Below are 14,323 nucleotides of genomic sequence, written 5' to 3' on the forward strand. Positions count from 1 at the left end.
GCGCACATTTTTTTATACAGTAGAAGCCGGTGCTGCGTTTGGAAGTGGCTCCCCGAACACCGGATATCCTTTTTCATCATAATGAAACGGCTGAATGCAGGCGTGCCGGCCGGCATCATTTAACGCTTCTCCGCCGCCCGTTTTATGGTCGCGGGCATGGTACACAAGCAGGTCGGTTATGCCGTCTTCGGCAACCGTAAAACTGTTATGTCCCGGGCCAAACTTTTCGTTTTGTTCACTCGTTTGAAAAACAGGCTGCTGCACTTTTTCCCATGACGCCGCATCAAGCAGGTCGGCTTCCTTGTCTGCCGCAAGCATCCCCATCGCATAGTTTTCATCGGTCGCACTCGCTGAATAGGTGATAAAGATTTTTCCGTTCCGCTTCAGCACAGCCGGCCCTTCGTTCACAGGAATTTTACGCATTTCCCATTCAAGATCAGGCTTTGTCAGCATCACTTGCTTGGCTTTCAGTGTCCACGGGTTTTCCATCTCCGCAATATACAAATTCGAGTTTCCTAGAATAGCTGGATCTTTTTGTGCCCAGACATAGAAGTATGTGCCTTTATGCTCGAATACAGTCGCATCCAGTGAAAATGACTCCCAGTTCGTTTTGATCTGCCCTTTTTCTTCCCATTCGCCTTCAAATGGATTTTCACCCTTATTTTCAATCACATACATGCGATGCTGAAATGTTTTATGCTCCGGATGTGCTTTTTCACTTGGAGCCGCTGCAAAATAAATGTACCAGCTTTCTTCTATATAATGAAGCTCCGGTGCCCAAATCAGGCAGCTTAGCGGACCTTCCTTATGCTTTGTCCAGACAGTTACAGCATTTGCTGTACGGAGACCATCAATAGTCGTTGAACGCCGCAATTCAATACGGTCAAACTGTGGACTTGATGCAATAAAATAGTAGAAACCATCTTTATGTTTATAGATAAACGGATCTGCCTGCTTTAACAGCAGCGGATTTTCATAAACAGTCATTGGAGCACCTCTCTTTCAAATTTGATATGTTGTTCATTTAAAAATCGGAGCATCGTGTGACGGTCCCGCAGCCTGTGGGCGTGTTGAAGGCTGGAGGCTACAAGGCCTTCTTCAATATGAAGGTCAGCCGGTGAAACCGGAGCCCCTACACGTTTTAACAGCTCAGCAATAAAATTCGGATCGGGCGTTGTTACATCTGCTCCTGCTTTTTCAATTTCTGATTGGTATTTCTTATAGATAGAAGCAATAAGCACCGTCGCTGCTGCTACTTTCGCGCCGTGCAAAATTTGCGGGCGCCCTGTTCGGATAAATTCCATCTCCCAAAAATGCGACAAATGATGCTCTGCTCCAGAAGCTGGGTGCGATTCCCCAAACAAAAGCATCGCTTTCCCGGATTCAATGAGCGCATTCATCAGAATCCGGATGCCTTCTTCTTCTTTTGCGGCAATTTGCTCTACATGATGAACGCATTGCCATAAGGCTTTTTCTGTTATGGCTGCCGCTTCCTCCGAATAAGGCTCGCCTGCTGTTGAATGGCTGAACCGCCAGTCCGCAAGCGATGTAAACTTTGCCGTCATATCGCCGAAACCGGCTGCAATCATTTCAGGCGGCGCAGCGGTTAAGACGCCAATATCCGCAAAAAGCGCCGCCGGTGACGCGGCTTTAAAGGTTGTTTTCTTTCCACGGACAATGAGCGGTGCACCAACCGATGTAAATCCGTCCACAGACGGAGCAGTCGGAATCGAAATGAATGGAACTCCAGTTTTGTCGCTGCAAAACCGGGTAATATCGTGAATGGTTCCTGCCCCAACAGCCAGGAGTGCATCCCGGCTTTGATCAATCGCAATAAGTGCCTGCACAAGAGAGATTTCATCCGCTTTAACATCACCATGATCATCCGGCTCAATGAGACACGTCTTTACGTTAATCCCTGCCTGGGTCAGCTGTTCTGCCAGATCATGACCGGCTGCTTTTTGCGTATACTGATCGGCAATAAGCAGCACGCTGGTCCAGCTCTTCGACTTCAGGTATTCCGCACATTGTTGAAACGCATCCCGTTCCACAACAATCGGCTCGATCTTCATCCTCTTTCTCCTCTTTTTTTCAGGCAGATCACATTCCAGGAAAGCGCTGGAAGCGATGCTGTGACAGTGCCGCCGTCAATCGAAGCATCACCGTTTGAGTGGGGCTTAACCGGTGCAGACCCGGCGGAATTCGACTGTTTCACGTTGCCGCCGTTTTCAAGCACAATATGCTCTGCCACCTCATAGCCTTCAAAATTGCGAATATCACATTCAAGCTGAAGCGGCTCCCTTACCTCGCGGTTCAGCGCAAAAATAGTCAGCTGATCCTGCTCCTCGTTGTATACCGCCATTGATTCAAGCACAGGCACGTCAGTAAAATCCTTACTGTCGTATTTCGGTGACGAAACAATCGGATGGAGCGCTATGCCGCGTCCGTATACAGATGCATGCATAAACGGATAATAAATCGTTTGTTTCCAGGCTGACCCGTTTTGCTCGGTCATAATTGGTGCGATGACATTCACAAGCTGTGCCAGGCAGGCGATTTTTAATCGGTCGACGTGCTTGAGCATGGTAATGAGCATGCCGCCTACAAGCAGTGCATCTTCAAAGTTATAAATATCTTCGAGCTGCGGCGGTGCGACAGTCCATGGCTCCAGCTTCTTATCCTGCTCATTCGAGTGATACCATACATTCCACTCATCAAAAGCAAGATGAATGTGCTTTTTGCTCCGTTTTTTCGCTTTAATGTAATCAGCAATCGAAATAACCGAGCGAATAAAGTCATCCATTTCCATCGTTTGAGCCAGGTAGTTTGGAAGGTCGTTATCGCGGTTGCCATAATACTGGTGAAGTGAAATAAACTCCACGTGCTCGTACGTATGATCTAACACTGTCGCTTCCCATTCGGCAAATGTCGGCATGTTCCGGTGCGAGCTGCCGCAGGCAACAAGCTCTATCGTCGGATCTACCCACTTCATTGCTTTAGCCGTTTCTGCAGCAAGACGACCGTACTCGTGTGCGGTTTTGTGCCCGATTTGCCATGGGCCATCCATTTCATTTCCTAAACACCACGTTTTAATGTTATATGGGTCTTTTACGCCGTGCGAAATGCGCAGATCACTATAAAAAGAGCCGCCTGGATGATTACAGTATTCTACGAGGTTTCGGGCTGCATCAATACCGCGCGTCCCCAGATTTACTGCCATGTTAACGTCTGTTCCGGCCCGCTTTGCCCATTCCATAAATTCATTTGTGCCAATTTCATTTGTTTCAAGCGCACGCCATGCAAGCTCCAATTTTTTCGGACGCTCACTTTTAGGACCAACTCCATCTTCCCAGTTGTAGCCGGATACAAAGTTGCCGCCCGGATAACGGACAAGCGGTACCTGCAATTCGTTTACAAGATCGATCACGTCGCGGCGAAACCCGTGCTCATCCGCTTCAGGGTGATCCGGTTCATAAATACCGCCGTATACAGCACGCCCCAAATGTTCAATAAATGAACCGTATACCCGTTTATCGATTTCTGCGATTTTAAAATCTTTTTCAACAATCATAGTCGCTTTCATCTTGCACGCTCCTTAAGAGTGGATTGTGAGCTGGATAATAGACATATTCGGCAGCTGTGCCGTCAATTGGCCATTTTCCACTGTAAAGTCGGTGTACACTTCTGGCTTTACGCGCTCCGGATTTTCGAATGTGTTATGCGCATTCATTTCATCCGCTGTTAACATGCGCCCTTCAATAGATAAAGAGCCGCCAATAATACCCCGGATATCAATGGAAACGGAAGCTGGGTGCTGATGGTCAATGTTATACAAGCTGAGATGAATAACGCCATCTGCATTTTTCGATGCTGTTGCACTTACTTGCGGAAGTACATCCCCTTCCATTTCATACGTTCCGCTGTCAACACTTACATCAAGGAGCTGTGCTCCCTGGTGTTCTTTATACATATCAAATACGTGATAAGTCGGTGTAAGAAGCATTTTTTCGTTATCCGTCAGCACCATCGCCTGCAGAACATTTACGGTTTGAGCAATATTGGTCATCTGCACGCGGTCCGCATGATCGTGAAAGATATGGAAGTGCACGGCCGCCACAAGCGCATCGCGGATCGTATTCTGCTGGTATAAGAAACCTGGGTTTGTACCCGGCTCCACATCAAGCCATGTGCCCCACTCATCAATAATCATGCCGATACGCTTGTCAGGATCGTATTTGTCCATAATTGTTGAATGGCGTGTAATGAGCTCGTTCATATGTAATGCTTTTTTCATTGTCACGAACCACTCGGATTCTTCAAAATCAAGCGCAGAGCCTTTTCCTTTCCAGAAGTCGCCTGGGATCGTGTAATAGTGAAGGCTCAATCCATCCATAAACGGTGCCGCTTCACGCATCAGCACTTCAGTCCAGTTGTAATCATCGACGTTGGCACCACCGGCAATGCGGTAAATTTTATTATCGCCGTAGTTGCGAACGAACGTTTGAAAACGGCGGTATAAATCGGCATAGTATTCCGGACGCATATTGCCGCCGCAGCCCCAGTTTTCATTTCCTACGCCGAAATACGTTAAGTCCCACGGTTCCTGACGGCCATTTTCCCTGCGCCAGTTGGCCATTGGCGACTCGCCGTCAAATGTCATGTATTCAATCCACTCTGACATTTCCTGCACGCTGCCGCTGCCGACGTTGCCGCAAATGTAAGGCTCGCATTCAAGCATCTCACACAGCATCATAAACTCGTGTGTACCAAAATGGTTGTTTTCTACCACACCGCCCCAGTGTGTGTTGATCATATGCTTCCGCCCTTCACGGGGTCCGACTCCATCACGCCAGTGGTATTCATCTGCAAAACAGCCGCCCGGCCAGCGAAGCAGCGGAATGCGAATGTCTTTTAATGCCTGCAGCACATCGTTGCGAATGCCGTTTGTATTTGGGATCGAAGAGTCTTCTCCTACCCAAATTCCTTCATAAATACAGCGGCCAAGGTGTTCAGCAAAATGTCCGTAAATGTTTTTATTGATTGTTCCTTTTGTTACATCAGTATTGAGTACAACGTTGGTCATCCCAATCTCTCCTTTTTCATTCAGTACGTGTTCAGTTCTTTTCTAGTAAGCCTGCCGGGACAGTTTAATCGCTTTGTTTTTGGCTGAGTAAACAATGAACGCAAGTAAAAAGAGGACAAATCCGACTACATCCATCACAAGCAGCTGCAAGATACCCCAGCAAGCAATCCAAACGACGATTTTCGGCTGAATGGCGTTGTCTTTTATGCTTCTGGCAATCAAAAAGTTGATAATAGCCCCGACAAAAATAAACAAACCAAACGTCACAATCACCTTTGATACATTGTCCAGTAACGTTGCGCCCGCCATTGCATTCTCAACAGAAGCCCCTTGAAGCCCCTGCGCCCCTGTTGTTTTAAACCAGGTTGAATAGCCGAAAATTGTTATAATCGCTGTAAATGCATTCCACAGGGAGCCTGCTGTCAGCAGCTTTCTTTCTAATCCTCTGTTCATACGTGTTCCTCACCTTTTAAACCAAATTTTTGATCCTTATCCTTTTACGCCGGAATTCAAGTTAATAGATTGAACAAAGTATTTTTGCGCGAATATAAACAAAAGCAATGTCGGAATGATGGCTAATATCGCCGAGCTCATCAGCTGCCCGATCATCCGGTAGTTTCCGTAAATGTCCTGAAGCAAAAGAAGACCAGCTGTAACAGGCATTTTTTCTACATCGGTATACACAATAACCGGCCAGAGAAAATCATTCCACGATCCAGTAAACGAAAACAGTCCGCAAACAATTAATACTGGCTTAATCAAAGGAAGGATAATCGAGTAGTAAATTCTAAATTCACTGGCGCCGTCTACCCGGGCTGATTCATCAAGCTCCTTTGGAATCCCTTTCATAAACTGTCGAACAAGAAAGATATTTCCCATGCCTGCAAGACCCGGGATGATCATGGCCCAGGCTGTATTCACCCATCCAAGTGCATCAATAATCTTATAGGAAGGAATCAGGTTGACGACACCTGGAAAAAAAGAAATACCGAGAAGTGTGAAAAATAATGTATCTCTTCCTTTAAAGTTCAAGCGGGAATAGCCGTAGCCGGTAATGGAAATCACAACAATCACCAGGAGTGTATGCATTGTTGCAATAAACATTGAGTTTAAAAGCCACCGTAAGATCGGCGCCGTGGATGTGTTTTGCAAAACGGCTACGTAGTTATCGACGATCCAGTTGACCGGCAGCAGGCTGAATCCGGTAGATACCACTTCCGTCTGGGAACGAAACGATGTAGTAATCCCAAATAAAACGGGAATAGCCCAAATCACGCAAACGGCGATTAAAAACAAATACGCTAAATACTTGGAGACACTTATTTTTCCAGGCTTCATGCGAACGGCGCTTCTTCCCATCTCTTTAGAAATCGTTGCATGCTTTGACATCTTGCTTCCCTGCCTTTCTATTCTGTAGTTCCAGCTCATGATCAAACATTTAAGCCGCATTCCGGTTCATGATAAAATATTGCAATGCGGAAATCACCAAAATAACCAGCCCCAACAAAACAGCCATCGCTGAAGCCATCCCTGCAATCGACTCTCCATGCCCAAATGCCAGCTGGCGGATGTACATCATTAACACGGCTGTACTTTGATGCGGACCTCCATCTGTCATCATAAGCGGCTGGCCGAAAACGTTAAAAGCACCGGCAGTCGTCATAACGAACGTGTAAATAAGCGGGAAACGAATAGATGGCAGTGTAATGCTGAAAAATTTCCGAATCGGTCCAGCACCATCAATATCTGCTGATTCATATAAATCTTTTGATACTCCGTTAATCGAAGCACGGTAGATAATCATATTTCCACCTACACCGCCCCATACTGTCAAAACAATAATGATCAGCCAGGCGTACGGTTGGTTTGCAGCCCAGACCGTTTCGGAACCGAATACATTATTGGTGATGCCCAGCTGCTTATTAAAAATCAATGACCAGATCAGAGCGGCAGCAGAAATAGAGATCAAACCCGGTATATAAATAACGGACTGGATCAGGCTTTTCATTTTTACTGCTTTATGTTCCAGCGCCACAGCAATCATTAATGGAATAACAATCAGCAGCGGTACGCTCAGAAGAACGAAAATCAAGGTATTTTTCAAGCCGTTTGTGAATTGAACATGAAAGGTCGATTCTTGATCAAAGAGAATCGTCCGGTAATTCTCCAGCCCTACCCATACGGGATCACTCATTAAATTCCACTGGGTAAACGAAGCATAGATACCATAAATAGTCGGCAGGAAAATAAAAACAGCAAACAAAATCACATGTGGACCTACAAAGAAAAGAGGGGTTGCGTTCAGTTTTTTATTCATAGGCTTTCAGTTCTCCTTTTAGAAAAGGGATGTGCCGCAATCGGGCACATCACCTGTTACTTTCTACTTTGCTGCTCCGTTGTCGCCTTCTGAAATCTTATCCTCAACAAATTTCTGCATCGTTTTCAGCCCTTTATCGATGTCCGTTTCACCGCGGACAATGTCTGGCGCATAAGTGTCTACCGCTTCAGCCACATACGGATAATATTCGTATGTGTAAATATGAAGCGACTGTGTTTCTTTTTCATTTGATGTAAAGAAAGACTGCGTAAATTTCTTGTATTCTGGGCTTTGATTTACTTCGTTACTCGCTACAATCTGGCCGGCTTCCGCCCATTTAATTGAATTTTTACGGATAAAATCAAGGAAGTCGGCAATCCCTTTTTCTTTTTCTTCTGTTCTTTCTTCATTTTTCAGCATCGCGAACAAGTGCGAAGATGCTCTGTTTGTAAACTTCTCAGGAGTAGGAGAGTACACATTTGTGACGCCGAAGTTCAACCCTTCAACACCTGCGTGAGCAGTAGAGCTCCACGTTCCATCCGTTGAGAATAATACGTTGCCGGATTGGAACATTAAATATCCATCTTCCCCGTACGGCGTCATGATTCCCGCGTCATTCAAGCTTTTTACAGATTCAAGTGCTTTTCTCATTACATCTGTATTAACTGCCGGTTTGCCGTTTTCTTGAATGTCTCCATTGAAGTTTTGGATCTGCGCTAAGATTACCCAGCCAAGAAGTGCATCGTTGACAACATAATCGCCTTTATCAAGCTTGCCTTGCAGAGAAAGCATTTCGTCAATCGTTACGACATTATCATCCAGAAAACTTGTCGCATTGTATTTTCCAAGCAGATCTTTGTTGTAGTACATGGCGCTGCTGTGGATATCGAGTGGTACTGTATACTGTGTTCCATCGATGTTGCCGGATGACCAGGCCTGCGGCAGGTAGTTTTCTTCTTTTACTCCTTCTTTTGAGGAGATAATATCGGTCATCGGCTTTAATACATCTTGTTTAACAAAGCCTGGTACACGGTCTGCATGAATAATGGATAGATCCGGTACACCTTTGCCAGAATTCAAGACAGTAGACATTTTTGTGTACATATCCGCTGTTACAACATGTTTTACCTTAATTTCTGGATCTGTTTCGTTATAGGCTTTAACAAGCTCATCCATGTATGCACCGTCTTCTCCAGTCAGCGGTGTCCAAAACGTGATTGTGTTTTTATCACTGCCGCTGCACCCCGCCAAAATGGTTGTTACAAGAAAAACAATGATCAACGAAAGGCTAAAGCTTTTTTTCAAAATGTTCTCCTCCTCATTCATCCCATTTCTGTTTAGACAATTGATTTTCGGCCTTTGATCAATTAACTTAGTCATATTATAGCTTCATGTTGAAAACGCTGTCAATAACTTATTTATAAATTATATATTTAATTATTTTTATTTAATTAATAAATTTGTTAATTATACGACTAAAAAAATATAAATAAAAAAAATAATTAACTTTTTAATTATTTTATGTTTTAATTAATCATTATAAAGTTATTGTTTATGTTAACCATAGTTCCGACAGAAAGAAGGAGTGCTTATGCAATTAGAAATCGACAGCTCTTCACTCGTTGTTTATGAAGCGCTGGCAAGCGAAGTCCGCTTAAAGATCATTCAGCTGCTTTCACGGAATAAGATGAATATTAAAGAGCTGGCTGAGGAACTCGGTATCAGCAGCCCGATCGTCACCAAACACATTAAAAAGCTTGAAGAAGCAGGCATCATTAAAACGGAAAAAGTGCCCGGAAAATCCGGTCAGCAAAAAATCTCCATCTTAAAAGTTGATCATATTGAGATTAACTTCCCGAAAAAGATCTTTCACTCGTTTGCTTCGTATGAGTCTTCCATTCCGATCGGCCACTACACTGATTTCAATGTAAAGCCAACGTGCGGGCTTGCAACGGAAAAAGAATTTATCGGCCGGGTGGATGAACCGCAATATTTTATGGATCCGCAGCGGGTGGATGCAGAAATTCTCTGGTTTACCCAAGGGTTTGTTCAATATAATACAGCCAACTTTTTAAAACCGGGTGAAACATTGCAGCAATTGGAGATTGCGTTGGAACTATCTTCGGAATTCCCTTTTTCTAACGATGTCTGGCCTTCAGACATTACATTTACTCTGAATGGAATCGAGCTGGGCACGTGGGTAAGCCCTGGCGATTTTGCGGATACACGAGGAAAATACACGCCCGACTGGTGGCCGCATAACATCAATCAATATGGACTGTTGAAGACAATCCGGATTACCAAACACGGCACATATATTGATGGCGATCCGTTATCCGACCTTTCTGTAGAAGACTTGGATACGACCTGTGACAGATGGACGTTTCGAATCGAAGTGAAGGAAGATGCCGAACATGTTGGAGGCGCTACCCTTTTTGGGAAAAAATTCGGAAATCATGCCCAGGATATTGTATTTAAACTTTACTATTTATAAGCACTTGAGAAAAAGCGGACATTTCACATGAAACGTCCGCTTTTTAACATTATTGGATGCTAAATTGATAAATCGTGTGGGCTGTATACGTTTCTCCTGCACGGATAACGCTTTGCGGAAAGTGCGGCTGGTGAACAGAATCTGGAAGTCCCTGTGCTTCAAGGCAAAGACCTGCATACTTTCGGGAAATTCCGCCATCCAGTTTTTCTCCGTCTGTTATTTGCGTGCCAGAATATAAAACAACACAGTTCTGATCCGTTTTCATGCGCAGCACACGGCCGCTTCCCTCATCTGATAAGATGATATCCTCCTGCCCGTTTAACAAAAATGGGTGATCATACCCTTCACCCGCCAGCTTATTCTGCGGATCACCTGACTCTACACCAGCTCGAATCGGCTGGCCGCGGCGGAAGTCAAAAGCCGTGCCTTCAACCGGCCGCAGCATGCCGGTCGGCAGAAGTTCCTCATTCAGCTCCCCATACCGGTCGCTGTCGAGCTGGAGCACGTGGTCGGTAATATCTCGCTTTAAATCGCCGCTTAAATTAAAATACGTATGGTTGGTCATATTGAGAAGAGTCGGCTGGTCCGAGACCGCTTCGTAATGAATCACAAATTCGTTCTGATCATTCAGCGTGTACGTAACCACTGCTTTCACATTCCCCGGATATCCGCCTTCCCCATCAGGACTGTCATAGGTGAACCGGACACCGCCTGCTATACATTCCGATTTCCAAACTACTTTGTCAAAACCGGATTTGCCGCCATGCAGATGATTATTTCCATCGTTTTGTTCAAGTGTATACGTTTTTCCATCCAGCTTGAATGATCCGCTGCCGATCCGTCCGGCAAACCGGCCAATTACCGCTCCCAAATACCATGGATTTTGAACATAACGATCTGCATTCTCATAGCCGAGTACAACGTTTTCCAGCTTTCCTTCCCGGTCCGGCACAACGATTTTCGTAATGATACAGCCATAATCCAAAAACGACACAGTCATGCCATTTTTATTTGACAGCGTAAATTCTTTTATATTGATGCCATTAATGGTGCCTGTCATAATGTCCATTCCTTTCCTTATGAGAAAAAAGGCCAGCCCATGAATGAGACAGCCTCTCCCTTATGTTTACTTCCAGATTGCTTCTCCCCACTTCAGCTCGTTGCGAAGCTGGGAGGTTTTTGTGTCCTTATCAATGATAACGCATTCAATGCCGGCCATTTCTGAAAAATCATACAGCTGTTCAGCGCTGACAGCGAATGAAAGAACAGTGTGATGGGCTCCGCCTGCGTAAATCCAGGATTCAGTGGCTGTTTTCAAAGACGGCTGCGGCTTCCACAGCACTTTAGCAACCGGCAGATTTGGCGTTTGCTGCGGTGACTCAACCGCGTCTACCACATTGACGATCAGCCGGTAACGCCCGCCCATCTCAACAAGTGAGGCGTTAACTGCCTGGCCGCTCATCCCATCAAACACAAGGCGGGCCGGGTCTGCTTTGCCTCCAATGGACAATGGATTCACAACAATACGCGGTTTCGAGGCGGCAACAGTCGGGCACACTTCAAGCATGTGCGAGCCAAGAATCATTTCATTGCCGGCTTCTAAATGATACGTATAATCTTCCATAAACGATGTTTGTTTGTTCCCTGCCGCGATTTTCATCATGCGGAGCAGAGCGGCTGTACGCCAGTCGCCTTCACCGGCAAATCCGTAGCCGTCAGCCATCAGCCGCTGTGCAGCAAGGCCTGGCAGCTGCTCCATTCCGTGCAAATCTTCAAAGTTTGTTGTAAATGCGTTATAATTTCCCCGTTCCAAGAACGAACGCAGCCCGATCTCGATTCGTGCCTGTTCTTTGATCGCCGCGCAAATATCATCACTTTCTTCAAATGTATATTGCTGCTTGTATTCTTCATAAAGGGAATCGATTTGGTCCTGTGTGACGTTATTCATTTCTTCTACAAGATCACCAATGCCATAATAGTCTACGACCCAGCCGAATTTAATTTGCGCTTCTACTTTGTCACCATCCGTAACGGCTACGTTCCGCATATTGTCACCAAAGCGGGCAACCCGGATATTCGGCCCCTCTGTTACCGCGGCGGCGATATTCATCCAGTCGCTTACGCTTTTCTTAACTGACTCATCCTGCCAGTGGCCGACAATGACTTTGCGGCCAATTTGCATACGTGTCCCGATAAATCCATACTCACGGTCTCCGTGTGCCGCCTGGTTTAGATTCATAAAGTCCATATCAATGCTGCTCCACGGGATCTCACGATTAAACTGTGTATGCAGATGAAGAAGCGGCTTTTGCAGCGCTTTCAAACCAGCAATCCACATTTTCGCCGGAGAAAAAGTATGCATCCAGGTAATGATGCCGGCACAGTTTTCATCGCTGTTCGCCTGCTGCATCAACTGGTGAATATCTCCGGATGTTGTCAGTACTTCTTTAAAAACAATCGGGTAAGACAGCTCAGCCTCTCCATTTAGTCCATTTACGACTTCCTCTGAATTTTTCTGAACTTCTTGCAGCGCTTCTTCTCCGTACAAGTGCTGGCTTCCTGTAACAAACCAAAATTCTTTCTTATCTATTGCTAACATACTTCTCGCTCCCTTGAGTTATTTTCGCCCCTAACAGGTGCATTCAATATATTTGATTCATTCAAGACCGTCCTAAGAAACTTTTTCTTTAAACCAGCTGCTCTACCTTCTTCTGAATGAGTAAATGATCAATAGCGGCTTGCTCAATGGCAAGTCCTTGTTTATAACGATCCATAAAGGCTTCAAAACCTTCCACATCTTCTTCGTCTGCCTCTACTTCCACGCCGACATTGTCGCCAAATACCTTTTTATCCAGATACTCTTCTAATGATTCATTTTCTTCTTTATTAGCTGTAAAAGATGCAAGCAGCGCAATTCCCCAAGCACCGCCTTCACCAGCAGTTTCCATAACAGATACAGGCGCATTCATGGCTGCGGCCATAATCTTCTGTCCAACACCTTTGGTCTTAAACAGACCTCCATGTCCCAAAATCTTGTCGATCCCAATATTTTCTTCATGTAAAAGAATGTCCATTCCGATTTTCAAAGTGCCAAGTGCCGAAAACAAATGTACACGCATAAAGTTTGCAAGGTTAAAATTGCTTTCTGGCGAACGGACGAATAACGGCCGGCCTTCTCTCATTCCTGTAATATTCTCACCAGAATAATAACCGTAAGACAGTAGTCCTCCGCAATCCTTATCCCCTTCAAGAGCCTTATTGAATAAGACTTCAAACAGTTTATCCTTATTTACTTGATAACCCAGGGCTTCTGAAAACTCTTCGAACAGCTTCATCCAGGCATTGATGTCAGAGGAACAGTTATTCGCGTGAACCATACCAACTAAGCTTCCAGAAGGCGTGGTCACGAGGTCGATTTCTGGATAAACCTTTTTCAATTCTTTTTCCAGCACGATCATCGCAAACACTGACGTTCCTGCTGAAACATTTCCTGTACGCTGGGCAACACTGTTGGTTGCGACCATGCCCGTTCCTGCGTCGCCTTCTGGAGGACAAAGCGGAATGCCAGCTTGAAGGCTGCCACTCACGTCTAATAGCTTGGCGCCATCTTCTGATAATTGCCCGGCTTCATCACCCGCTTGTATCGCCTGCGGTAAAATCTCTTCTAATTTCCACGGATAATTCTTTTCAATGGTCAAATCATCAAAAGCTTGAATCATCCTTGTATCGTAATCCTTTGTTTCCACATCAATTGGAAACATACCAGAAGCATCTCCAACCCCTAAAACTTTTTTGCCGGTCAGTTTCCAATGGATATAGCCAGCTAATGTTGTGAAGAAATCAATATTTTCTACATGTTCTTCTCCGTTTATAATCGCTTGATATAAATGAGCAATACTCCATCTTTGCGGGATATTATAATTAAAAAGGGCTGTTAATTCTTTTTCTGCCTGTTCAGTGATCGAGTTCCTCCATGTACGGAATGGAACCAGCAGCTCTCCGTCTTTATTAAACGCCATATAGCCGTGCATCATCGCACTAAAGCCAATAGCACCAACCTTTTGAAGGGTTACTCCATACTTTTCTTTCACTTCATTTGCCATCTCTTGATAACTTGTTTGAAGACCATTCCAAATGTCATCCAGAGAATATGTCCATATTCCCTCTTCCAAACGATTCTCCCATTCATAGCTTCCAGAAGCTATGGGCGAGTGATTAGAATCAATCAAAACGGCCTTGATGCGAGTAGAACCAAACTCAATACCTAAAGCTGTTCGACTGCTAGCGATATCAGCTTTTATTAGATCCAGCTTATTCATCATTCAGCCACTTCCTTTTAATCGATAATGTACGATTCCTCATTAGACTTTGCCGGGTGCTGAAGGGTTCATTTATAGTCAGGTCCCGAAGCCCTTATCGACGACGCTAT

The 14,323-nt window shown here is 45.0% G+C and carries 12 protein-coding genes; 1 reads left to right on the forward strand and 11 read right to left on the reverse strand.

The window, feature by feature from the left end:
• Positions 1-12 precede the first annotated feature (12 nt).
• From RIN81_RS12400 to RIN81_RS12435, 8 genes are all read right to left on the reverse strand, one after another.
• The gene (locus RIN81_RS12400; RefSeq protein WP_309090610.1) at positions 13-987 is read right to left on the reverse strand and encodes a glycoside hydrolase family 43 protein; all 975 of its coding nucleotides are present in this window, start codon (positions 985-987) and stop codon (positions 13-15) included.
• A complete protein-coding gene (locus RIN81_RS12405) occupies positions 984-2,072 on the reverse strand; it encodes a sn-glycerol-1-phosphate dehydrogenase (protein ID WP_309090612.1) in 1,089 nt (362 codons plus the stop codon). Before RIN81_RS12405 ends, RIN81_RS12400 begins: the two co-directional genes overlap by 4 nt.
• Positions 2,069-3,583 (reverse strand): arabinosylfuranosidase ArfA, encoded by a 1,515-nt coding sequence (arfA, locus tag RIN81_RS12410; RefSeq protein WP_309090614.1) that lies wholly within the window; start codon positions 3,581-3,583, stop codon positions 2,069-2,071. The genes RIN81_RS12405 and arfA overlap by 4 nt, the downstream gene beginning before the upstream one ends.
• Before the next feature lie 12 nt (positions 3,584-3,595).
• Entirely contained in the window at positions 3,596-5,083 is a 1,488-nt protein-coding gene (locus RIN81_RS12415; RefSeq protein ID WP_309090616.1) for an alpha-N-arabinofuranosidase, read from the reverse strand.
• 42 nt (positions 5,084-5,125) lie between these two features.
• Entirely contained in the window at positions 5,126-5,536 is a 411-nt protein-coding gene (locus tag RIN81_RS12420) for a hypothetical protein (RefSeq protein WP_309090618.1), read from the reverse strand.
• A 36-nt stretch (positions 5,537-5,572) separates the two neighbouring features.
• Positions 5,573-6,442 carry a carbohydrate ABC transporter permease gene (locus tag RIN81_RS12425; protein ID WP_251272520.1) on the reverse strand — a complete coding sequence of 290 codons (870 nt, stop codon included), beginning with the start codon at positions 6,440-6,442 and terminating at the stop codon, positions 5,573-5,575.
• Positions 6,443-6,521: 79 nt separating this feature from the next.
• A complete protein-coding gene (locus RIN81_RS12430) occupies positions 6,522-7,400 on the reverse strand; it encodes a carbohydrate ABC transporter permease (RefSeq protein ID WP_309090620.1) in 879 nt (292 codons plus the stop codon).
• A gap of 63 nt (positions 7,401-7,463) precedes the next feature.
• Positions 7,464-8,708: an extracellular solute-binding protein gene (locus RIN81_RS12435; protein WP_375164546.1), complete on the reverse strand. Its 1,245-nt coding sequence runs from the start codon at positions 8,706-8,708 to the stop codon at positions 7,464-7,466.
• 283 nt (positions 8,709-8,991) lie between these two features.
• On the opposite strand from RIN81_RS12435, the gene RIN81_RS12440 reads away from it, so the two are divergent.
• Entirely contained in the window at positions 8,992-9,894 is a 903-nt protein-coding gene (locus RIN81_RS12440; protein ID WP_251272417.1) for an ArsR/SmtB family transcription factor, read from the forward strand.
• 49 nt (positions 9,895-9,943) lie between these two features.
• Here RIN81_RS12440 and RIN81_RS12445 read toward each other — a convergent pair whose 3' ends face one another.
• From RIN81_RS12445 to RIN81_RS12455, 3 genes are all read right to left on the reverse strand, one after another.
• Positions 9,944-10,963 (reverse strand): aldose epimerase family protein, encoded by a 1,020-nt coding sequence (locus tag RIN81_RS12445; RefSeq protein WP_309090624.1) that lies wholly within the window; start codon positions 10,961-10,963, stop codon positions 9,944-9,946.
• Between the two features lie 57 nt (positions 10,964-11,020).
• Positions 11,021-12,493 carry an L-arabinose isomerase gene (araA, locus tag RIN81_RS12450; protein WP_309090626.1) on the reverse strand — a complete coding sequence of 491 codons (1,473 nt, stop codon included), beginning with the start codon at positions 12,491-12,493 and terminating at the stop codon, positions 11,021-11,023.
• 88 nt (positions 12,494-12,581) lie between these two features.
• Positions 12,582-14,213, reverse strand: coding sequence for a xylulokinase (locus tag RIN81_RS12455; protein ID WP_309090851.1), 1,632 nt, complete (start codon positions 14,211-14,213; stop codon positions 12,582-12,584).
• Positions 14,214-14,323 lie beyond the last annotated feature (110 nt).

Origin of the sequence: Domibacillus sp., assembly GCF_031181085.1 — a bacterium.
Taxonomy (GTDB): domain Bacteria; phylum Bacillota; class Bacilli; order Bacillales; family Domibacillaceae; genus Domibacillus.